Origin of the sequence: Collinsella sp. AF11-11 (assembly GCF_003465485.1) — a bacterium.
Classification (GTDB): Bacteria; Actinomycetota; Coriobacteriia; order Coriobacteriales; family Coriobacteriaceae; genus Collinsella.
The window spans coordinates 33,206-53,981 of record NZ_QSAS01000011.1 but is presented as its reverse complement, the minus strand read 5'-3'; the positions used below and the strand labels follow the sequence as shown (position 1 = coordinate 53,981).

General features: G+C 56.0%; 20 protein-coding genes, 1 pseudogene and 1 riboswitch. Of the genes and pseudogenes, 10 read left to right on the top strand and 11 right to left on the bottom strand.

Annotated features, from left to right (window positions below):
* Positions 1-174 precede the first annotated feature (174 nt).
* Positions 175-1,002 carry a Cof-type HAD-IIB family hydrolase gene (locus DWV58_RS07555; protein WP_117776705.1) on the top strand — a complete coding sequence of 276 codons (828 nt, stop codon included), beginning with the start codon at positions 175-177 and terminating at the stop codon, positions 1,000-1,002.
* A gap of 270 nt (positions 1,003-1,272) precedes the next feature.
* Here DWV58_RS07555 and polA read toward each other — a convergent pair whose 3' ends face one another.
* The gene (gene polA / locus DWV58_RS07550) at positions 1,273-4,023 is read right to left on the bottom strand and encodes a DNA polymerase I (RefSeq protein ID WP_117776704.1); all 2,751 of its coding nucleotides are present in this window, start codon (positions 4,021-4,023) and stop codon (positions 1,273-1,275) included.
* A 166-nt stretch (positions 4,024-4,189) separates the two neighbouring features.
* On the opposite strand from polA, the gene DWV58_RS07545 reads away from it, so the two are divergent.
* On the top strand, positions 4,190-5,587 hold the full coding sequence (locus DWV58_RS07545; RefSeq protein ID WP_117776703.1) for an aminopeptidase: 1,398 nt from the start codon (positions 4,190-4,192) through the stop codon (positions 5,585-5,587).
* Positions 5,588-5,690: 103 nt separating this feature from the next.
* Entirely contained in the window at positions 5,691-6,500 is an 810-nt protein-coding gene (locus DWV58_RS07540) for a YaaA family protein (protein ID WP_117776702.1), read from the top strand.
* A 39-nt stretch (positions 6,501-6,539) separates the two neighbouring features.
* On the opposite strand, the gene DWV58_RS07535 is transcribed toward DWV58_RS07540, so the two are convergent.
* Positions 6,540-7,061, bottom strand: a complete 522-nt coding sequence (locus DWV58_RS07535; protein ID WP_117776701.1) for a hypothetical protein — start codon at positions 7,059-7,061, stop codon at positions 6,540-6,542.
* Between the two features lie 62 nt (positions 7,062-7,123).
* Positions 7,124-7,240, top strand: a riboswitch (TPP riboswitch).
* Between DWV58_RS07535 and thiC the strand changes: the two genes are divergently transcribed.
* Both thiC and thiD read left to right on the top strand, forming a co-directional pair.
* Complete coding sequence (thiC, locus tag DWV58_RS07530) at positions 7,232-8,566, top strand: phosphomethylpyrimidine synthase ThiC (RefSeq protein ID WP_117734969.1); 1,335 nt, start codon at positions 7,232-7,234, stop codon at positions 8,564-8,566. (Overlaps the previous riboswitch by 9 nt.)
* Positions 8,567-8,746: 180 nt before the next feature.
* On the top strand, positions 8,747-9,577 hold the full coding sequence (gene thiD, locus DWV58_RS07525; RefSeq protein ID WP_117776700.1) for a bifunctional hydroxymethylpyrimidine kinase/phosphomethylpyrimidine kinase: 831 nt from the start codon (positions 8,747-8,749) through the stop codon (positions 9,575-9,577).
* 55 nt (positions 9,578-9,632) lie between these two features.
* On the opposite strand, the gene DWV58_RS07520 is transcribed toward thiD, so the two are convergent.
* The 6 genes from DWV58_RS07520 to DWV58_RS07495 all read right to left on the bottom strand — a co-directional run bounded on the left by DWV58_RS07520 (position 9,633) and on the right by DWV58_RS07495 (position 14,546).
* Complete coding sequence (locus DWV58_RS07520) at positions 9,633-10,244, bottom strand: pentapeptide repeat-containing protein (protein ID WP_233540537.1); 612 nt, start codon at positions 10,242-10,244, stop codon at positions 9,633-9,635.
* An 85-nt stretch (positions 10,245-10,329) separates the two neighbouring features.
* The gene (locus DWV58_RS07515) at positions 10,330-10,989 is read right to left on the bottom strand and encodes an SGNH/GDSL hydrolase family protein (RefSeq protein WP_158550217.1); all 660 of its coding nucleotides are present in this window, start codon (positions 10,987-10,989) and stop codon (positions 10,330-10,332) included.
* Positions 10,990-11,064: 75 nt separating this feature from the next.
* Positions 11,065-12,195 carry a TIGR02452 family protein gene (locus DWV58_RS07510; RefSeq protein WP_117776698.1) on the bottom strand — a complete coding sequence of 377 codons (1,131 nt, stop codon included), beginning with the start codon at positions 12,193-12,195 and terminating at the stop codon, positions 11,065-11,067.
* Positions 12,196-12,332: 137 nt separating this feature from the next.
* A complete protein-coding gene (locus tag DWV58_RS07505; protein WP_117776697.1) occupies positions 12,333-12,920 on the bottom strand; it encodes a DUF4368 domain-containing protein in 588 nt (195 codons plus the stop codon).
* Positions 12,921-13,357: 437 nt separating this feature from the next.
* Positions 13,358-14,344 (bottom strand): 23S rRNA (adenine(2503)-C(2))-methyltransferase RlmN, encoded by a 987-nt coding sequence (gene rlmN / locus DWV58_RS07500; protein WP_117776696.1) that lies wholly within the window; start codon positions 14,342-14,344, stop codon positions 13,358-13,360.
* Between the two features lie 16 nt (positions 14,345-14,360).
* The gene (locus DWV58_RS07495; protein ID WP_003431289.1) at positions 14,361-14,546 is read right to left on the bottom strand and encodes a cysteine-rich KTR domain-containing protein; all 186 of its coding nucleotides are present in this window, start codon (positions 14,544-14,546) and stop codon (positions 14,361-14,363) included.
* 398 nt (positions 14,547-14,944) lie between these two features.
* On the opposite strand from DWV58_RS07495, the gene DWV58_RS07490 reads away from it, so the two are divergent.
* The 3 genes and pseudogenes from DWV58_RS07490 to DWV58_RS07480 form a co-directional block, all read left to right on the top strand.
* Positions 14,945-15,301 carry a helix-turn-helix transcriptional regulator gene (locus tag DWV58_RS07490; protein WP_117776709.1) on the top strand — a complete coding sequence of 119 codons (357 nt, stop codon included), beginning with the start codon at positions 14,945-14,947 and terminating at the stop codon, positions 15,299-15,301.
* Positions 15,302-15,500: 199 nt separating this feature from the next.
* Positions 15,501-15,830, top strand: a complete 330-nt coding sequence (mobC, locus tag DWV58_RS07485) for a plasmid mobilization relaxosome protein MobC (protein ID WP_055219606.1) — start codon at positions 15,501-15,503, stop codon at positions 15,828-15,830.
* Positions 15,791-16,252 (top strand): annotated as a pseudogene (locus tag DWV58_RS07480) (relaxase/mobilization nuclease domain-containing protein); the annotation flags it as partial. The gene mobC and the pseudogene DWV58_RS07480, both read left to right, overlap by 40 nt.
* An 87-nt stretch (positions 16,253-16,339) precedes the next feature.
* On the opposite strand, the gene DWV58_RS07475 reads toward DWV58_RS07480, so the two are convergent.
* From DWV58_RS07475 to DWV58_RS07465, 3 genes are all read right to left on the bottom strand, one after another.
* Positions 16,340-17,248 carry a DUF6017 domain-containing protein gene (locus DWV58_RS07475; RefSeq protein WP_117776695.1) on the bottom strand — a complete coding sequence of 303 codons (909 nt, stop codon included), beginning with the start codon at positions 17,246-17,248 and terminating at the stop codon, positions 16,340-16,342.
* Positions 17,249-17,635: 387 nt separating this feature from the next.
* A complete protein-coding gene (locus DWV58_RS07470) occupies positions 17,636-18,331 on the bottom strand; it encodes a Bax inhibitor-1 family protein (protein ID WP_117776694.1) in 696 nt (231 codons plus the stop codon).
* Between the two features lie 82 nt (positions 18,332-18,413).
* On the bottom strand, positions 18,414-18,716 hold the full coding sequence (locus tag DWV58_RS07465) for a hypothetical protein (protein WP_117734963.1): 303 nt from the start codon (positions 18,714-18,716) through the stop codon (positions 18,414-18,416).
* A 285-nt stretch (positions 18,717-19,001) separates the two neighbouring features.
* Here DWV58_RS07465 and DWV58_RS07460 point away from each other — a divergent pair, with 285 nt between their 5' ends.
* On the top strand, positions 19,002-20,051 hold the full coding sequence (locus tag DWV58_RS07460) for an inorganic phosphate transporter (RefSeq protein WP_117734962.1): 1,050 nt from the start codon (positions 19,002-19,004) through the stop codon (positions 20,049-20,051).
* Positions 20,052-20,118: 67 nt separating this feature from the next.
* Entirely contained in the window at positions 20,119-20,742 is a 624-nt protein-coding gene (locus tag DWV58_RS07455; protein WP_117734961.1) for a DUF47 domain-containing protein, read from the top strand.
* Positions 20,743-20,776: the final 34 nt, after the last annotated feature.

The window sequence follows — 20,776 nt, the reverse complement described above, 5'->3', positions numbered from 1 at the left end:
GCTATATTACGCTAAAGTGCCCGCAGTACAAGCGACAAATTCAAATTTCTGAAAAGTTTTTTCATTACTTTGTGAATCGTGATGCAAACAGGCTTCGTTCCTGCGAAAATACGCTCGATTACCAACCGGAGGGTTATTCCGCCCGAAACAATTTAGAAACGGAAAGGCGCTTTTATGCAAACTTACGAATCGGACGCCGCTATCGGCAACATCAAGATCCTTGCCGTCGATATGGACAAGACATTGCTGACCGACGAGCGCGTACTGCCCCAGGGCCTCGATGAGCGCCTGGAAAAGCTCGCCGAGGCTGGCATCGTGTTCTGCCCCGCCAGCGGACGTCCCGCCCCCAAGCTCGAGGAGATGTTCGAGGGCATCAAAAACCGCCTTGCTTTCTGCCCCGATAACGGAGCCTGCGTGATCTACCGCGGCAACTATATCTATAAGAGCACTATCGATGTGGCGCTGTATCAGCAGGTCTTGAGCCGCGCCTCGGAGGATCCGCGCGCTGTCCCCGTCCTGTGCTGCTTCGACGAGTTTTACGTGCTTGCTCGCGACCACCAATACCACGACGAGCTCAGCGTTTACTACAACACGATCAACTACGTCGATACCTTTGAGGGCCTCGACGTCGACTCCAACAAGATCTCGATCTTCTTCCCCGCCTACGATGCCGAGCCCGCATTTCGCGAGGACTATAACCCCGCGTTCTCGGACCAGCTCTACGTCACCAATGCCGGCCGCGAGTGGATCGACTTTATGAACCTGGGCGTCGACAAGGGTTCGGGCGTCGCGCACCTGTGCGAGCAACTCGGCATCGATATCGCCGATGCCGCCGCCGTGGGCGATACCTACAACGACATCCCCATGTTGGAGCGCGTCGGGCATAGCTATATCGTGGACAATGCCGAAGAGCATATGAACGCGCACGCCAAGTGGCGCATTCCGAGCAACAACGACGGGGGCGTACTGACGCTCATCGACGCCATCCTGGCGGCTCGTTAAACTCGACGCCATGCCCGGGGCCGGCCGTTTGATTTTTGTTCGGTCAGGTCCTGGGCTCGCTCGAAGAGCACATTAAGTGCTCTTCGGCTCGTGCGGAATCTACAAAAATCAAACGGTCGGCCCCGGGCATGGCTACGTTGACTTGCTTGCCGCCTGGATGGCATCTTGGCGCCTAGATACTTTGACTGATTTTTATTGAACGAAGGACGCTCCTTGTTGATGAGGGGCGTCCTTCTGGTTTTGTATTACTTTGGAATTGTGGTCGTGCCCTTACTTGGCGTCTGCCCAGGTCACTCCAGTCGAAGCTTCGGCGATTAGGGGTACTCGGAGGTCTACGACGTGTTCCATGACGTCGCGGACCATGGTGGTTAGGCGCTCGACTTCGTTGACGGGGCACTCAAAATCCAGTTCGTCGTGTACCTGCAAGATCATGTGGGCGGCAAAACCCTCTTCTTCCAGGCGGCGGCTTACGCGGGCCATGGCGATCTTGATGATGTCGGCGGCGGTGCCCTGCATGGGGTGGTTCATGGCCGTGCGCTCACCAAAGCCGCGGAGCTGTGGGTTTTTGGCCTTGAGCTCGGGAATATGGCGTCTGCGGCCATACATGGTCTCGGCATAGCCCGTCTGCTTGGCTCGCGCCACCACATTGTCGAGGAACGTGCGCACGCCCGGGTAGGCCTCGTAGTAGCGATCAATCATGTCGCGCGCCTCGGCCATCGAGATGTGCAGCGACTGCGACAGTCCATAGGCCTGCTGGCCGTACACGATGCCAAAGTTCACGGCCTTGGCGCGGCTACGCAGGTCGGGTGTCACCTCGGACACCGGCACGCCAAATACGCGCGCGGCCGTCTCGGCATGGAAGTCCTCGCCCTCGTTGAAGGCGCGCACCAGGTGCTCGTCACCCGAAAGATGCGCGAGCAGGCGCAGCTCGATCTGCGAGTAGTCCACCGCCAAAAAGACGCTGCCCTCGCCCGCCGAGAACGCCGTCTTGACGGTACGCCCCAGCTCCGAGCGCGTCGGAATGTTTTGCAGATTGGGGTCGCTCGAAGACAAACGCCCCGTCGCGGTGATGGTCTGGTTGTACGTGGTGTGCACACGCCCGTCACCACGGCGCAGCGGGCCCAGCGTGTCCAGATAGGTCGACTTAATCTTGGACTTCTCACGCCAGTCCAAAATCAGGCGCACGATCTCGTGGTCGCGGGCAAGGTCGCTCAGCACCTTGGCGTTGGTCGAATAGTAGCCGCGCTTGGTCTTTTTGAGGCCCTTGGTCGGAAGTCCCATAACATCAAACAGCACGTGCGAGAGTTGCATGGGGCTGCCGATGTTAAAGGTCTCGTCGCCGGCCAGGTCGCGAATGCTGCGCTCGACATCGGCAATCTGGGTCGCCAGGCCCTCGGACAGACTGTGCAGGCGGTCGGGGTCCACGAGCATGCCCGCGCGCTCCATCTTGGCAAGCACCGGCACGAGCGGCATCTCGATCCCATCGAACACGTTGGCGGCGTTCTCGCGGGCCATGCGGTCACGCAGCGGTGCAACCAGCGCCAGCGTCAAGGCCGCCGTGCGAGCGGCGGGCGCAGGAGCGTCCTCGCCGGCACCCTCCGCACCGCGCGCCGCAGGCAGCGCCATCTGCAGATAGGTATCGGCCAGATACGCCTCATCGAACTCGGAGCGGTCGGAATCCAACAGGTAGGCGGCGACCACGGTGTCGAAGATGCGCGTGGAATCGACTGCCAGCGGATCCATAAGCTCGCGCTCGGAAGAATCGACGGGCGAAAGCTCATGCAGTAGAGCCTTCGTATCCGGGCTCGCCACGCGGCCCTCCATAAACAGGCGCGCAAGCACACCGACAATCACGCCGTGGGCGAAATTGAAGCCATCAACCACGGCAGTGGTACCGCCGTCGCCCTCCTCAAGCGCAAGCAGCCCCCTGGACGTCGCCAGCCACAGCGTGCGCGTCAGGCCAAAAAGCGCGCCCTCCTCCTTGTCATCGTCCACCACGGCGGCAATCCACTCGCCTGCCTTGATCGCACGCGAAACCTCGGACGCAACGGCAGCAAGCGCCCCAGCATCGCCAGCGGCGGCACGCGAAACCGCGGGTATCTCAAACGTGCTTGCAGCGGCCGTAGCCCCACCCTCGCCACCGATTAGTGACAAGAAACGGTTCTGCATGGCTGTAATGCCGAGCGTGCCCAGCGCCGCGGACACTTCGTCGGCAGAAAACGCCGGGAAGGACGTTTCGTCAAAGTCGAGCTCGACAGGCGCATCGGTGCGAATGGTTGCGACCTTGCGGCTCAGCAGGGCATCGTCGATGTGCGCACGCAGGTTCTCGCCCATCTTGCCCTTGACCTCGTCGGCATGCGCGATGACCTCGTCCAAGCTGCCGTACTGTGCGATGAGCGCGCTCGCCTTTTTGGGACCGATGCCCGGTACGCCGGGAATGTTGTCCGACGTGTCGCCCTTCAGGCCGTAAAAATCGGGCACGAGCGCCGGCGTAATGCCGTGATACAGGTCATCCACGCTCTCGGGCGTCATAATCGCTACGTCGGACAGGCCCTTGCGGGTCGAGACCACGTTGACGTGCTCGGTCACAAGCTGATACATGTCGCGGTCGCCGGTCACCAGCAGCATGTCGCAGCCTGCCTCCTCACCCAGGCGCGCCATGGTTCCCAGGATATCGTCGCCTTCCCAGCCCTCGGACTGCAGAATCGGCACGTTGAGCGCGGCGAGCAGCTCTTTAATCATCGGAAACTGCACGTGCAGATCGGGGTCCATGGGCGGGCGCTGCGCCTTATACTGCGGCAGCATCTCCATGCGCACGCGCGGCTTGCCCTTATCAAACGCCACGACCACACCGTCGGGGTTAAAGGCATCGATCATCTTGAGAAACATGTTCAGAAAGCCAAAGATCGCGTTGGTGGGGCGACCGTCCGGCGCGTTCATGGTCGGCGGCACGGCGTGGAAGGCGCGGTGCATGAGCGAGTTGCCGTCGATAACGGCAAAAGTGCGGCGCTTGTCAGACATATTGAATACCTCGCTTTGGGCTGGGCACGGTTTGCTCACACCAGTTTACACGCTCCCTGCCCCGCGGCCACCGCACATCAAGCTCCCCCGCCACCGTGAGCCCGCGCGTGATACGATGGCTCACGGTACATCAACCAGCACGATCGATCCGAAAGGAGCCTGCGTCATGGAGCGTCCCTGCGCATGGAAAAAGTACACGCCACAGCAAGTCGAGGAGCTCGAGGAGCTTTGCCGCGGCTATAAGCAGTTTTTGAGCGAGAATAAGACCGAGCGTCTGTGCGTCAAGACCGGTATCAAGATGGCCGAGGAGGCGGGCTACGTCAACCTGGAGACCGTGATCGCCGAGGGCCGCGCGCTCAAGGCCGGCGACAAGGTGTACGCCGCCAACCACGGCAAAGACCTCATGCTCGTCAACCTGGGTACCGCCCCGCTCGAGCAGGGCTTTAACATCCTGGGTGCCCACGTGGACTCGCCGCGCCTGGACCTCAAGCAGAATCCCGCCTTCGAGGCCGGCGACATGGCCTACCTCGACACGCACTACTACGGCGGCGTCAAGAGCTACCACTGGGTAGCCTCCCCGCTCGCGCTTGTGGGCGTCATCTGCAAAAAGGACGGCACCACCGTCGACATCAACATCGGCGACAAGGCGGACGACCCGGTCTTTACCATCTCCGACCTGCTGATCCACCTCTCGAGCGAGCAGATGTCCAAGCCCGCCAAGGACGCCGTCGACGCCGAGATCCTCGACGTGATCGTGGGCGGCCGCCCCGTCAAGTTTGACGAGGACGACAAGGACGCCCCCAAGGAGCCCGTCAAACAGATGTTCCTGGACATCCTCAAGGAACAGTACGACGTCGAGGAGGAGGACTTCCTCTCTGCCGAGATCGAGGTCGTGCCCGCCGGCCCCGCCCGCGACATGGGTCTCGACCGCTCCATGATCTTGGGCTATGGCCACGACGACCGCGTCTGCGCCTACCCCTCCATGCTCGCTCAGATCAACGTGGCAGACGTCGAGCGCACGAGCATCACACTCATCGTCGACAAGGAGGAGATCGGTTCCGTGGGTGCCACCGGCATGACGAGCCGCTTCTTCGAGAACACCGTCGCCGAGATCATGACGCTCGCCGGCGAGGATAGCCCGCTGGCCCTGCGCCGCGCGCTCGCCCGCAGCCGCATGCTCTCCTCCGACGTGTCCGCCGGCTTCGACCCGGGCTACGCCGGCAAGTTCGAAACCAAGAACGCAGCCTTTATGGGTCGCGGCCTGTGCTTTAACAAGTACACGGGCAGCCGCGGCAAGGGCGGCTCTAACGACGCCGACGCCGAGTATGTGGCCCTCATCCGCGACATCATGGACGAGGCCGGCGTGGACTTCCAGACCTGCGAGCTCGGTCGCGTCAACGCGGGCGGCGGCGGCACCATCGCATACATCATGGCTAAGTACGGCATGAACGTCATCGACTCTGGCGTTGCCGTCCTGTCCATGCACGCCCTGTGGGAGGTCGCTAACAAGGCCGATATCTACGAGGCCTATCGCGGCTACAAGGCCTTCATCGAGCGCGCGTAACCAACCCTTCATCAGTTGCGGTGAAATACAGACTAAACTGGCCCATAAACGGCCAAAACAGACCGTATTCCACCGCAACTTCCTTTTTGGCAGAGGAGAGTCCATGCTGCAGGTCGTCATTTCGCCCGCCAAGCAGATGCGCGCGGCCCAAGATGCTTTTGAAGTCCTGGGCATTCCACCCTTTGCGCACGAGACGGCTCGCCTCCACTGCGCACTGCTAGATATCGAACGAAATGAAGGCAGCGGCGGCCTGCAAGCGCTATGGAACGTGAGTGACAAACTGCTGGGGCCTTGCCTCAACACCCTGCATGAGTTCGGGCCCATCCTGAAAAACGGCGATCTCGACAATCCCGAACTCGCCCGTCACCTCTCCCCTGCCGTCATGTCCTACCACGGCATTCAATACCAGAGCATGGCGCCCGAGGTGATGGATTCCGCGCAGCTCGCATGGCTACAAGACCATCTATGGATCCTCTCCGGCCTCTACGGGTGCGTTCGTCCCTTTCATGCCGTCGAACCGTATCGGCTGGAGATGGGCGCGAAGCTCGCCGTTGACGATGCCCGAGACCTCTACGCGTTTTGGAGCGACAAGCTCGCGCGGGCTATCGCCCCGGCGGACTCAAACACCACGATCGTCAACCTCGCCAGCGTAGAGTATGCCAAAGCCGTTCTGCCCCACCTCGCGGGCGACGCCACGGCCGTCACATGCCTCTTTGGCGAGGGTATCCGCAACGGGAAGCCCATCCAACGGTCGACCGCCAGCAAAAAGGCGCGCGGCTCCATGGTGCGGTGGATGGCAGAAAACAAGCTCGAGGATGTAAGCGGGCTCACCGCGTTCGACGTTGGTTATCGTCACTTTCCCGAGCTTTCAAATAAAAACACTTTGGTCTTCCTGAACGAACAGGCCTTGTAGGACCACCGCTACTTTGAATGTGCTACCTAGGCACGGCGTCTATTCCGCCAAGCCGTCAGCTTTGGCAATTTCATTTGTCGAGCCGTCCTGATAGGTAATCTTGACGTGCTCCACCTCGGACACTTTGACGCCCGACGGGGGCTCCAGGCGCCATTCCGTCAGCGCGATATCCATCGTCGTGGGCACGTCTCCTTGATTTTTGAGCTTCACCGTCAGCGTTTTGAGCGCCGCATCAAACGTCACGCGTTCGATTTCTTCACCTGGAATGGACCCACCACTCAGCTGCAGCTGCACAAACTCATCGCGCGGGTACCAATAATCGCCCGGAACGGCGAGCGTATTGGCATTACCGCCAGTACTCCTCACCGTCATAATCGGTAGGCTATCATCAACCTCGAACTCCCAGCCAGCGCCGCCGCGACCGCCAAACGTCCAAATACAAAAGGCAATCACCAGCACGGCAAGCACCGCAAAACCAATCGCGACAAGGCCATGGTGCGCACGGCTTTCCTCGGCCGATACATCCCATTGCGTCTCTCGATATAGATGCTTGTCTTCCATGTTCGCCTCCCCGCAGGCACGCTCGTTGGCCCAATCGTACCCATTCAGGCTATACTTGAGCCCATGACATAACGGGGGGCTTGCAGGACAAGACGGCAGGCTGAGATTGGGCGCGTCCGCCCTGACCCGCAAACCTGATATGGGTAATGCCAACGAAGGGAGCCGTGCCAATGAGCACACAGACCGAGCCCAAGCTCGTCACGCAAATCGACTTCGCCCGCGCCGGGCAGATCACGCCGCAGATGAAGGAGGTTGCCGAGCGCGAGCATCGCGACCCCGAGTACATCCGCGAGCGCGTGGCCGACGGCCGCATCGCCATCCCCGCCAACATCGTGCATATCAAAAAAGGCATGCGCGCCTTTGGCGTCGGTGAGGGCCTGTCCACCAAGGTCAACGTCAACCTGGGCATCTCGGGCGATAAGGCCGATGCCGCCGAGGAGTGGAAGAAGGTCAAGATCGCCGAGGACTTTGGCGCCGACGCCATTATGGACCTCTCCAACTCGGGCAAGACGCGCCAGTTCCGCCAGCAGCTCATCGACGAGACACCGCTCATGGTGGGCACCGTCCCCATGTACGATGCCATCGGCTACATGGAAAAGCCGCTGGTCAAGCTGACCAAGGACGATCTACTCGAGGTCGTGCGCGCGCATGCCGAGGACGGCGTGGACTTTATGACCATCCACTGCGGCATCAACAAGTCGGTCATCAAGACCTTTAAGGAGACTGGCCGCCTCATGAACATCGTCAGCCGCGGCGGCTCGCTGCTGTTTGGTTGGATGGAGGTCACCGGTAACGAGAACCCCTTCTACGAGTTCTACGACGAGGTGCTCGAGATCTGCCACGAGTACGACGTGACGATTTCGCTCGGCGACTCCTGCCGCCCGGGCTGTCTCTACGACTCCAACGACGCAACCGAGACCGCCGAGATGATCGAGCTGGGCAAGCTGTGCAAGCGCGCCTGGGCCGCCGGCGTCCAGGTCATGGTCGAGGGTCCGGGTCACATGGCGCTCGACGAGATCGCCGCCAACATGAAGCTGCAGAAGCGCCTGTGCCACAACGCCCCGTTCTATGTGCTGGGGCCGCTGGTGACCGATATCGGCGTGGGCTACGACCACATCACCGCCGCCATCGGTGGCGCCATCTCCGCGAGCTCGGGTGCCGACTTTTTGTGCTACGTGACGCCGGCCGAGCACCTGTGCCTGCCCAACGCTCAGGATGTGCTCGATGGCCTCATGGCCACCAAGATTGCCGCACACGCCGCCGACATCGCCAAGAAGGTACCGCACGCCCGTGACATGGACGACAGGATGGGTCAGGCACGCCGCAAGCTCGACTGGGACGCCATGTGGAAGTGCGCCCTCGACCCGGTCACCGGCAAGAAGCGCTACGAGGAATCCCCCGCCGCCACCGAGGGCACCTGCACCATGTGCGGCAAGATGTGCGCCGTTCGCACTGTCAACAAGGTGTTCGAAGGCACGACGATCGACCTCGGCATGGAGGACTAACTCGTCGCCACGATTGCTTTTGGAAGCACCGCGACGTCGACCGTTGTTGACGTGTGAACATTTTCTTGCATTTGCGTAAAGATTGCACCGCCCGCCCGGGTTCGACATAGAGTCGGCCCGGGCATCTTTATAATGCTAGCTTAAAGACCCATTTGATTCCGACCGAACAAGGGAGCGAACATGGATCGCAGCAAGGTACCTGCCGTCCTGTCCATCGCAGGATCCGATTCCAGCGGTGGCGCCGGCATTCAGGCCGACATCAAGACCATTACGGCGCACCGTCTGTATGCCGAGACGGCCATAACCGCCATCACGGCGCAAAACACCCTGGGCATCACCGCCGTGCAGAATATCTCGCCAGATATCGTCGCCGCGCAGATCGACGCCGTCTTTGACGACATCCGCCCGAGCGCCGTCAAGATCGGCATGGTTTCTTCTGTCGAGATTATCGAAGTCATCGCCGACCGCTTGAGCGCCTGGAACGCAACGAACGTGGTCGTGGACCCCGTCATGGTAGCCACCTCGGGCGCTCGACTCATTGCCGAGGACGCGGCCGAGGCGCTCACGCGTCGCCTGTTCCCGTTGGCGACCGTCATCACACCCAATATCCCCGAGGCCATGGCACTGCTCGACTACGAGGTCGATTCCGAGCGCACGCAGCAAAATGCCGCCATGCTCCTCACCCGCCGCTTTGGATGCGCGTCTTTGGTTAAAGGCGGACATCTTGTCAACGAGGCCAACGACGTGCTGGCGGAGCCCGCGCCGCTCGATGACGAGGGCAACCACCTGGGCGATCCGCTCACCACATGGTTCCGTCACAAGCGCATCGAGACCGGCAACACGCATGGCACCGGCTGCACGCTCTCGTCCGCTATCGCCTGCGCGCTGGCCCAGGGCATGGATCTTGCCGACGCCGTCAACGCCGGCAAGGCCTACCTAACGGGCGCCCTCGCCGCCGACTTTGACATGGGCAAAGGTTCCGGCCCCGTCAACCACATGTGGAATTACTAGCCCTGCAGCAAAACCACCACAAAGGGGACAGGCACCTTTGTGGTGGTTTTTCTTGTTACGGCCAATCGTCTGCGAGTTGGATGCCGAGCAAGCCCGAAAGTGCGAGCGCTTGTTCGGCATTGACTGTCAGGCCACGCAACTCACGGTAGTCACCCGAAACAACGGGGGCCTCAAACGTGCAGCGCGATACATCAACACCACATAGCGGTGTCTTGAACACATCAACTCGCGTCAGGTCGCAGCTATCCAGGCGCAGCTGCCCCAACTTGGCCCCCTGGAGCGCCGCCTCGGTCAGGCGCACATCGCACGCCGTGATGGGGCCAATGCGTCCCTCCGAAAGGTTCGCGTAGCTCAGGTCGCATGATGCAAACGAAACGTTCGACAGGCGCGCCTTGACCAAGTTGAGCCCCGGCGCCGAGCAATCAACAAAGTCGCATCGGTTGAGCCAGCAGCCTTCCATATTGCAGCGGATAAAGCGACAACCGCGAAATACGACGTCACGAAACGTCGAACCACTCCAGTCGACGCCATCGAATACGCAGGAGCGGAACACGATGCCGTCAAAGGTCGCACCGTTCGCCACGTCATAGGCGAGCTCCAGCTCCTCAAAAGCGGTATTTGAGACAAGCTCATCCCCCTCGGCAAACAGGTCAATGAGCTCATCCATGCCCATGTGGCAGCCAAGTCGCTCGTTTACCCGGGCAAAACCACCACAAAAGTGCCTGTCCCCTTTGTGGTGGTTTGGGGCTGCGCTACTCACCGAGCATCTCTTGGAGCTTGGCTGCCACGGCATGTCCCAAGCTCTCGTGGCTTTCGGGCATCATATGCAGATAGTCGATATCGCCCGGCTCGGCAAAGTCGGCGGCATTCAAAAAGTCGCAGCCAAGCTGCTCGGCTACGTGCGCGTAGTACTCGGCAAAATGCTCCGAGGCCTCGACGGAATGCTCGTCAAAATCGGTCATATACACATCGGCGATTTGCGGCTTGATCTTGATGGGAGCCATCAGCAGAATGCGCGGACAAGGCGCAGCGTCGGTCCACGAAAACGCGCGGACGGCGCGAATCAGCGCCATGGCGCCACGGGCTATATCGGAAGCCGTCACGTTAAAGACCGTCTTGCAGTCGTTGGTGCCCAGCATGATCACAATGGCGTCCAGCGGCTTATGGGCCTCGAGCAGCATCGGAAGCGCGCGAATGCCGTTGAGGTTAGTGTCCAGGTGGCACATATCGTCGCGCACCGTCGTGCGGCCGTTGAGCCCCTCCTCGATCACATGCCAGCCCTCGCCCAGGTCACGCTGCGCCACGCCGCACCAGCGCACATCCTGCGCATAGCGCACCGCGGTGCCGTCGCGCATACCAGCCGGATCGTAACCATAGGTGTTGCTGTCGCCAAAGCATAGAACGTTTTTCATCGTAAGCTCCCCACTCAATAAAAAGCCGACGGGAGCAGCCCACGTCGGCTCGGCATGTCGCATCACGCGCACAGTTTACAAGTATTTGCGCCAGTCGTCGTCATCCTCATCGTCCTCGGCAGCGGCCCGAGCCTGCTCGGCGGCACGGGCGGCCGCAGCGCGGGCGGCAACCTGGGCATAGGACTCCTCGTTGCACTCGGGGAAGTTTGCCAACACGTGCTCGAACTTGGCGAAGTCCTCGTCCCAGCGCGTAGAGGGCACAGCAAAGAAGACCTGCTTGACCTTGAAGTCGCCCGATGCGAGCTCCTTGCGGAAGAGCTCAGCCACGGCCTCGGCGTCAAAGCCGTTGTTGTCGCAGCCCCATGCGCCCAGCACGAGCTTCTCGCGACCCAACTCGTCGCAGATGGCGAGTACAAAGCGGATACGGTCGCGCAGGGCATCCAGCAGAGCATCGTCGCTCACGCGATACTCCTGGCGGGCGCGCTTAACGTTGGGCGCGGCGGCAACGATCACGTCGGCATACGCATGCACATGGTTGCGGTCAAAACGCACCGCAGGCACTACCAGCGCACGGTTGCGGTAGAGCTCGCAGTTGATATTGCGGCGACGGTTCTCGCCATACCACTTGCGCTGCTTGTCGAGCACGTTGTACAGATACGAATCGGCGCAGAGCGTAGCCTCCTGGCCCAGATAGCCCTGGATGTAGCCGCCACCCGGGTTGGTGAACGAGGCAAAGGCGAGCACTGCCATGTCGCAGAACTGCGCATAGCCGCGGCCGTTGTCCAGAATGGCCTGCGTGGCGGAGGCATCAAGCACGGTGACCTCGGGCAGAGTCGGAGCGGGCTCCTCGGCAGGCGCGGACTCGGTCTCTGCGGGTTCCTCGGCAGGCGCAGACTCGTCCGTGACCTCGGTCTCGACGGACGCAACCTCAGCGGCCTCGACCTCGGCGGACTCAGACTCCTCGGCAACCTGCTCCTCGGCAGCCGCAACCGCCTGGGCCTTGGCCTTCATCGCCGCGACAAAACCGGCAGGCATACCGTCGAATTCGCGCACGCCGGCAAGCGAGCGCTCGATATCCTTGGCACACGCCTCGGACACAGTTGCCACGTGACGCTCGGCGGCCTTGGCACGGGCCTCGCGCTTGGGGTTGGGCTGCCCTGCGCGGCCGGTCCTGCGGTTACGGTTCCTGTTGTCGACGTCTGCCATAAGTGGTCACCTTTCCTGTCGCTGCCGTTATCGGCTTTTTCCCATCCATGATACCCCGCCGCGTACAAAAAAAGACGGCCCCGAATGGGGCGGTGAATTAAGAAAACATTTTAGCAAGGAACGGTGTAGCTAAACGGCTATGCCGTTCTTTGCTGTTTTTGAGTTGTATTTTGGGCTTTTTCTTTCGCCCGTCCAAAATCAAATGCACCGATGAAGTTATATACAATCGTGATTTCCCTTGTCTTGGATTTTTTGTCGGTATGGGAAACTTCGATACGATCTATAAACTCCCGTAGCATAGCAGCGTCAAGCTGCTGCATATCGGTGTACTTCTTTACTGCGCTGATAAACGCTTTAACGTTGGTCTTTTGTTTTTCCTGCTGCTTGATTTCTTCCCGTAGCACTTCTGCCATAGCTTTTAGATTGCTCTGCTCCAATTCGTAATCATGGGACATTTTGATAAACCGTTCGTCAGACAATTTCCCGGTTACATTGTCCTCATATAAATGCTTAAACAGATTATCCAACTCGGCAATACGGTTTTCAGCTTTGGAAAGTGTTTCGCGCTTGCGGGAAAACTCTGCGTCGCGCTCTCGCAAACGGCTGTCTGCTGCTTCCTGCACAAACTCGGCTTCATACTCTGTTACATAGTCGATTGCTTCCCGTAGGTTTTTCAAAACGATTTCATACAGAACAACATTTTTGATTGAATGGGTCGTACACAAGTCTTTGCCTTTCCGATAGGTTGAACAGATAAAATATTTCTGTTCTTCGGTGAAGTTCGTTGCTCGGCATTGATACCAAAAATATATTGAAATAAACAAAATGCGCCCGCCCGCAAGACGCGGACGAGCGCAAAGGAATTGTGAGCAATATTTAGATGTACTGACAGTTCGTATTCATAGCCGGAATATCCCGCTGGCGGGTAATGGCTTTTTTTGACCGCAAAGCATTAGGCGGGTTACAGTAAATAAAAATAGACACGACGATACCTCCCAGATACCGCCGTATCCTTAAAAAAGGGCGACTTTAATACACTACCCGCAATCCATTCTATAATAGGGAACAGCGGCTTTTGCGCAATATTAAATAAAAAAGCCGATAACACATAGGTTTTTTGACCTAATGCGTTATCGGCTCTGCGTCTATGCGTCTGGCACTTTTAATCATTTTTTTTGAATTTATTATATGTGTTAGCTAACTGTCCACAAGCCGCGTTAATCTCTCTGCCATGAGAAACTCTCATAGTAACTTCAAGTCCTGCTTGCTCTAATTGATGTTTGAATGCAACTATTTCCCGTTTCTGTGGTGCTTTAATTCTTGAATTGCTTGTTGGGTTGTATTGTAACACGTTAATCATAACTTTTTTGCCCCGAAACCATTTTGCAAGTTGTCTTACATCTGAGGGCCGGTCATTTATACCCGGTAAAAGCAAATACGCAAAGACAATTTTGCGATTATGCCTTTCAGAATAGGATAAGGCTTGCTTAACAACATCTTCAATAGCATATATGCGCATGTGAGGAATAATACGATTTCTTGCAGATTGTGTTGCTGCGTGTAAAGATATTGTCAACTGAATTTTAAGATGTTCCTCGCGCAATTTTTTTAATTGATCGACCGGACCAACTGTTGATATGGTAATGCCGTCGGTTGGAAAGTTGAGCCCATATCTATCTCGGAGAATATGGATTGCTTTTATCAAGTTGTCATAATTGAATAAAGGCTCTCCCATACCCATAAAAACGATACGGTTTACTTTTCGACGCAACAATATAATCTGTTGTACGATTTCTGACGATGTTAGATTACGAACAAAGCCATTTCGCCCGGACTCACAAAAAATACAACCAACAGGACAACCGACTTGTGTGCTCACGCAAACAGTTCCACCATCTCGCCGCTTGATAAAAACCGTTTCAATGTATTTGTTGTCTTTCAGTTCGTAAACATACTTTTCAGTATCACTGCTTTTGTAAATATTTTTTACCAACATTGATAGATTTTTTTTGCGTGGTAATTGCTTATATAATTCTTCATATAAGGCTTTTGCTTCATTCTCGCCAATAACTTCCGACATTTCTTTGTAAGTAAATCCGTATGGATCATTCCGTACTTCCGCAGGCGTATATTTAGGTAAACGTTTCATTTTTATATCCTTTCTTCTAAATAATAAAAGTTTGTTTTTCTGTATTTTTGATTACAATCTCTAATTTTTCTACATCAATGATATGCGTCAATTTGCATTTAGGGCAGAAAAGAGGAAAATCTTTTAATACAGTATTATGAAATACTTGAACTCTCGTCTTTCCGTTACAAATCGGACATTTTATCCAATATTTTTTAAGCATTATATTTCACTCATCCTTTTTACACAAAAAAATGCAGGTCAATCCTCAACATGAGCATTGACCTGCATTTATAATGCACAGAGCAGTACAACAAAACTAAGGCATAGCTTGCACTATGTCTATACTATATCTATACGTCGTTAGTTTTTTGTATAGCATCCGCAAAATAAGCATGACAAAAAAGCCCATGTTGAAAATGGGAAAATCTTTTTTTTCAATGCTTATCTAATACGCATGCTATGCAACATAAACGCCGCCTCCTTTTACATAAATTTTATTTTATCAGAAAATCAGTCTACTGTCAATACACAACAGGAAGTATTTAACCTAATGATATGAATTGTGTGGACATATCCAAAAAGAAAGGTGAACTGTAAAATGTAACAGGGTGAATGAAAATGGCAAAAAGACCCGTACCATTGTACGACTTTAAGGCTTTCGGGGCAGCTATAAAAGCCGCGAGAAATGAATACGGCGAGAGCCGCAAAAAGGTAAGCGACGAGTTATATATTTCCCCGCGCTACCTTGCGAATATCGAGAACAAGGGACAACAGCCGAGTTTACAGGTATTCTATGACCTTGTAACCCGGTATCATATTTCGGTAGATCAATTTTTCTTCCCGAACGGCAATGCGGAGAAATCCACCGGGCGGCGGCAGCTTGACGCGCTGCTGGACGGTATGAGCGATAAAGGCATACGGATTGTAACCGCAACGGCAAGGGAGATAACGGAAGTCGAAAAAGCAGAGGACTAACCTCACAATATGGGAAACAGGAGATTGCAGACGCTATGCGCTGCAATCTTTTTTGCGTCCAAAAACAAAGGAACGCGCAACAAATACCGCCTTTCGGTGGGGGTATGGAGTAGATAGCAAGCACAGCAAACGAGTACCCGTTTGCGAAAAATGCTTGTTGGGATAATCCCAAACCCTTATACCGAAAGGCGGCGCGGAAATGGAAAACCGAAAGAGAAATATACAGATGAAGTTTTACGTTACGGAAGAAGAAAAGCGGCTGATCGACGAGAAGATGAAGCAGCTTCCTATCCGGCAGTACGGCGCATACTTCCGTAAAATGGCGATAGACGGGTATATTCTTGTCGTTGACCGAAGCGACACGAAAGCATATATCCGGGAACTGCAAGCGGTGAGCCGGAACATCAACCAAATTGCAAAACGCGCCAATGCAACGGGGACGGTTTACAGGCAGGATATAGAGGACATTAAAAAGGCGGTGGACGAGATATGGCGGTTACAAAGACGCACCCTATTAAATCAACCTTAAAGGCTGCGATAGACTATATCTTAAATCCCGAAAAGACAGACGGGAAACTGCTTGCGTCCTCTTTCGGCTGCGGGCTGGAAACCGCCGATATTGAGTTTGCATGGACGCGGGAAGCTGCCGGAGATCGCGGCACACATTTAGGGCGGCATTTGATACAGTCTTTCGCGGTGGGAGAAACCACCCCGGAAGAAGCGCACAAAATCGGAATGGAACTTGCGCAAGCGGTGTTAGGCGGCAAATATGAGTTTGTTTTGACAACCCACGTCGATAAAGACCATCTGCACAATCACTTGATTTTTAACTCGGTCAGCTTCGTTGACTACAAAAAGTACCATTCCAACAAACAAAGCTATCATCATATCCGGCGCACCAGCGACAGGATATGTAAAGAGCATGGGCTATCCGTCGTCGTGCCGGGACAGGACAGAGGGGACGGATAGGGCAATCGTTTTTTGGGTTACTTCCTCCTGCAAGGTATCAACTCCTTTCCCGGTAAACTGCGGCTATGCTCATTTGCTGCCGTAAAAGTCGTGATTGACAAGGGCGGTATAGTAGCTGTCAATGGTACTCGGCGCGTTGAACAGCACCGCTTTAAGATACTGCTTGATGTTGCGGATTTTGGTTGTGTTCTCCCTCATGCAATCCAAAACAAACTCAACGTGGCTGCTATTCAGCTTCATAAACTTTGATTTGACAAGTTCGGCGGGGTAGTCGTCCCCGGCGATACGGATTGTCTTTCGGGCTGTGCAGACGGTTTCCAGCATGATTTCTACAATCTCGTCCAAACGGTCTTTATCCATTTTGGGGTCTTGAATGAGAATGTCATAGTCGATGTTGTCTTTGATAATTTCCCGATAAATCTCTATTGCGCTGTTTGTTTTCGCTTCCGTTCTTTTCCTTTCCGGCGGCGTAGCCGCTTCGTCCTGCTCATAAGGCAAGGGATTTAGGGAATGGAAAGGAATGGAATGGGTACTTGATAAATCAGTAATTGATTGTTCTTTACTTGATATATCTTTATTTAATTGCGTTGGATTTTCCAACGTAGGTTTTTCCTGCGTAGGTTTTTCCAACGTTGGATTATCCAATGTTGGATTTTCCAATGTAGGTAAATCCGATGTAGGCGGCTGCGGCTGCTCATATATGACATAATCCGCACCGCGCAAACGTCCTTTCTCGTCGCGTTCCCGGCTGCGGACGATATATCCGGCTTTTTCAAGTTCTTTGACCGCTTCGCGGATTGCGTCGATCTTCTCGCGGTTGATGTGAGATAAGCCCGCAAGGGTATAATCCCAATCTTCGGGTAAGGACAGCATTTGCGAAAGCAAGCCTTTTGCCTTTAAGGTGAGTTCCTTATTGCGCAAGTGGTGGTTGCTCATAACGGTATAGCCCGTATTTCTCTCAACTCGGAAAACTGCCATTTTTTATCACTTCCTTTCTCGGTTTGCGTGGAATATTAGAAAGCCGTTTTTGGCGGTTTTGGTATTGCAGTATGCCTTTGCCGTTTTTTGCGTCTGAAAAGCCTTGTATTGCAAGGGCTTTTTCGCGCCTAACGTTCCACGTTACCGCCTGCTTTTGGGCATAAAAAAACCGCAACTCTTTTCAAGCTGCGGTATGCCAATATGCAGAAAGGGACGCTATCGGTCTGATAACGCCCCTTTTGCTCGGTTATTCAGTTGTAACCTGTTTGCCCGCCGTCCATAAACGCGATGATTTAAGGCTTTTTGCTTGTTTTCTTATCTCACCGCGCTTAAGGACCGCCTTTCGCATTGATTTACGCGCGCGGCAAGCACCGCTGCAACTCGCCGCTAGTCGCGACGACCAAGGATATTCAGGATGCGCAGGAACACGTTGATGATATCCACGAACAGGTTGGACGCCATGAGCACCGCATTGGGAAGCGTGGGCGGCACCGTCGTGGCCACATAGGTGTCGTAGCCAATAAAGCCGGCGAACACCACAATCACGATCAGGTCGGTGATGGTTTGCGAAACGCCCATAAACATCAGCACGATCTCAACCATAATGATGGCAAGCAGAATACCAAATCCGATGCCATACACACGCTGGAAGAACTTGGGGAAGGTCACGCCCAGCGCGCCAAAGACAAAGGTAATGGCGGCGGTGGCGATAAAGGCGGTGTTGATGGTGGGCAGGTCGTAGTTGGCAAGGCCAAACGACGCGGTCAGGCCAAAGGTGCTCGCAAAGATCACGTAACCCGTGAGCGACAGGCCCACAGACTGCTTGCCCGCGGCAGCCGACATCATGACAATGCCGACGATGGTCAAAATAAACGAGCCAAAGACCAGCGGCAAAGCGGCGCCGCTCATCATCATGCGGGCAAACGCCATGGTGCTCGTAAAGTAGGCGCCGGCACCCATGGCGCAAAAACCCAAAAAGATCAGGGCGGACATGACAAGGTTGTACGCACGCGGCGACATCTCCTTGGCACGGCTTGCACCGGTCTCGATGGGGCCGTTCTGATAGCCCTGGATATCATTCATGCTTTCGTCCTTTCAGATAGCGCCGCGACAGCAGCGCCTTAAGCGACAAGATTTCTGCCATTGTACCCAAATGCCACACGTTTTACCTGCGGCGCCCACCCTCGAGCGTGCAGTCAAACGCCCAGACCCACCAACGCATCACGTGGGTCTGCAAGCCGTCCGGCCGTTCGCGCGCCTGGTCCTCCAGATACAACTCGGTCGCATGACCGCCAAAACGAACCTTATAGGTTGCCGTACGAATGCCGTGAACCGTCAGGCCAAACCCAGTGGTCGAGACAATCTCGTCAATCGTAAAGCAGCGACCGTCAACCCAGCAGACGGTGACCGGCACGACTTGTCCGCCCGCGAGGATGCGAGCCACGACGTCCACATACTGCTTGTGCACGCGCCGAGTTTTGCCATCTGTCTGTCGATATTCCATGCCCCTATTATCGAACGCATGTTTGCATATTGTAAAGCGAACAGGCTGTGGTTTTGGCGTGTCGGACCGCATGCGCACGTCCGCACGACGTGTTAGCAAAAAGAACACCGGAGGTCAACAGGGCTAATATTCAATTTTAGTACCCAAAAATTCACTTCTCCCATCAGAACTCGGTAAAGAAACCCGCAGGAGGTGATACGATTTATCATGTTTTTGTAACGTTTCTGCAAACTTCGAGAAAGCCCATATATGGACGTAACGTTCTCAACCTTCCTCGGCCAACTTGTGTCGAACCCAGTCCTTGCCGTCACCGTGATTCTCGCGCTCGGCGCCATCTTCGTCAACGGATGGACCGACGCGCCCAACGCCATCGCGACCTGCGTCACTACGCGTTGCATGCCCGCCCGCGCTGCCATTCTCATGAGCGCCGCATTCAACTTCCTCGGCGTGCTCATCATGACGCACTTTAACGCGAGCGTCGCCAACACCATCTCACATATCGTCGACTTTGGCGGAAATAGCACCATGGCGCTCGCGTGCCTGTGCGCGGCGCTGTTCTCCATCGTCGTCTACGGCGCCACAGCGTCGCGTTTTGGCATCCCCACCTCGCAAAGCCACAGCCTTATCGCCGGCCTGACCGGTGCCGCTATCGCCCTCGGCGGCGCGAGTAGCGTCAACGTCCACGAGTGGATGAAGGTCATCTACGGCTTGGCGCTCTCCATCGGCCTGGGCTTTGTCATGGGCTGGGTCCTGTGCAAGCTCGTCTCGATTCTTTTTGCCGCCGCCAACAGGCGACGTGCCAACGTCTTCTTTAAATACGCTCAGATCGCGAGTGCCGCGGCCATGAGCTTCATGCACGGCGCGCAGGATGGACAGAAGTTCATCGGCGTGCTCTTTTTAGGCGTGGCCTTCGCCAACGGCCAGACGAGCGTCGGCGATGCCGGCATCCCCATCTGGATTATGCTGCTGTGCTCGGCCACTATGGGTATCGGCACCAGCGTGGGCGGCGAGCGCATCATCAAGTCCGTCGGCCAGAGCATGGTTAAGCTCGAGAAGTATCAGGGTTTCTCTGCCGACCTCGCGGGCGCCGCGAACCTGCTACTTGCCACCCTTACCGGCATCCCCGTGTCATCCACGCACATCAAAACCTGCGCCATCATGGGCGTCGGCGCCGTCAAGCGCCTCTCAGCCATCAACTTCGGCGTCGTCAAGGACATGATGTTCACCTGGTTCTTCACCTTCCCCGCTTGCGGACTCATCAGCTTTTTCATGGCCAAGCTGTTCATGATGTTCCTCTAGTCAAACCGAGTGTCCATCCGGACCGCAACACTTCGCCTACCCGTCTTCGCCTCGAAAGGACCCACCCATGGCAAAGAAACCCAATTCGTTCTACTTTGACAACTACGTCGCCTGCGCCGACCTCGCCGTCCAGGCCGCCGAGCTGCTTACCCAGATTTTTGAGAACTTCGATCCCGCGAAGATTCACGATATGCTCGAGGAGATGCATGCCATTGAGCATGCGGCAGACAAGAAGCACCACGAGCTTGAAGACGCCCTGCTCACCGCCTTTATCACCCCGCTCGAGCGCGAGGATCTGAATCTGATGAGCTGCTCACTCGACACCGTGCTCGACCGCATCGAGGGCGTCGTGCAGCGCGTCTACTTCACCAACATTCAGAGCATCCATCCCGACGCCATCGTCATCGCCCACAAGGTGACCGACGCTTGCCGCGCCATGAAGGACCTGATGGTCGAGCTGCCCAACTACCGCAAGTCCAAAACGCTGCGCGAACTGGTCATCCAGATCAACACCATCGAGTCCGAGGCTGACGAGCTCTACATCAACGCCATGCGCAACCTGCACGTCAACGGCAAGGACCCGCTCGAGGTCATCGCCTGGCGTGACGTATATGCCTTCCTGGAGTACTGCGCCGACTGCTGTGAGAATGTGGCCGATGTCGTGGATTCGATCGTCATGAAGAACAGTTAATTGGGGGTACGTGTCCCGGCGGCGAAGGGCCGGC

Excerpts from the sequence above, each read along its gene's own strand:
- DWV58_RS07540 (WP_117776702.1), top strand. The coding sequence starts at position 5,691 with ATGCTGCAGGTCGTCATTTCGCCCGCCAAGCAGATGCGCGCGGCCCAA.
- DWV58_RS07555 (WP_117776705.1), top strand. The coding sequence starts at position 175 with ATGCAAACTTACGAATCGGACGCCGCTATCGGCAACATCAAGATCCTT.
- DWV58_RS07545 (WP_117776703.1), top strand. The coding sequence starts at position 4,190 with ATGGAGCGTCCCTGCGCATGGAAAAAGTACACGCCACAGCAAGTCGAG.
- DWV58_RS07510 (WP_117776698.1), bottom strand. The coding sequence starts at position 12,195 with ATGGCAGACGTCGACAACAGGAACCGTAACCGCAGGACCGGCCGCGCA.
- polA (WP_117776704.1), bottom strand. The coding sequence starts at position 4,023 with ATGTCTGACAAGCGCCGCACTTTTGCCGTTATCGACGGCAACTCGCTC.
- DWV58_RS07535 (WP_117776701.1), bottom strand. The coding sequence starts at position 7,061 with ATGGAAGACAAGCATCTATATCGAGAGACGCAATGGGATGTATCGGCC.
- DWV58_RS07460 (WP_117734962.1), top strand. The coding sequence starts at position 19,002 with ATGGACGTAACGTTCTCAACCTTCCTCGGCCAACTTGTGTCGAACCCA.
- DWV58_RS07520 (WP_233540537.1), bottom strand. The coding sequence starts at position 10,244 with ATGGATGAGCTCATTGACCTGTTTGCCGAGGGGGATGAGCTTGTCTCA.
- DWV58_RS07495 (WP_003431289.1), bottom strand. The coding sequence starts at position 14,546 with ATGCTTAAAAAATATTGGATAAAATGTCCGATTTGTAACGGAAAGACG.
- DWV58_RS07515 (WP_158550217.1), bottom strand. The coding sequence starts at position 10,989 with ATGAAAAACGTTCTATGCTTTGGCGACAGCAACACCTATGGTTACGAT.
- DWV58_RS07470 (WP_117776694.1), bottom strand. The coding sequence starts at position 18,331 with ATGAATGATATCCAGGGCTATCAGAACGGCCCCATCGAGACCGGTGCA.
- mobC (WP_055219606.1), top strand. The coding sequence starts at position 15,501 with ATGGAAAACCGAAAGAGAAATATACAGATGAAGTTTTACGTTACGGAA.
- rlmN (WP_117776696.1), bottom strand. The coding sequence starts at position 14,344 with ATGAAACGTTTACCTAAATATACGCCTGCGGAAGTACGGAATGATCCA.
- thiD (WP_117776700.1), top strand. The coding sequence starts at position 8,747 with ATGGATCGCAGCAAGGTACCTGCCGTCCTGTCCATCGCAGGATCCGAT.
- DWV58_RS07475 (WP_117776695.1), bottom strand. The coding sequence starts at position 17,248 with ATGGCAGTTTTCCGAGTTGAGAGAAATACGGGCTATACCGTTATGAGC.
- DWV58_RS07455 (WP_117734961.1), top strand. The coding sequence starts at position 20,119 with ATGGCAAAGAAACCCAATTCGTTCTACTTTGACAACTACGTCGCCTGC.
- thiC (WP_117734969.1), top strand. The coding sequence starts at position 7,232 with ATGAGCACACAGACCGAGCCCAAGCTCGTCACGCAAATCGACTTCGCC.
- DWV58_RS07490 (WP_117776709.1), top strand. The coding sequence starts at position 14,945 with ATGGCAAAAAGACCCGTACCATTGTACGACTTTAAGGCTTTCGGGGCA.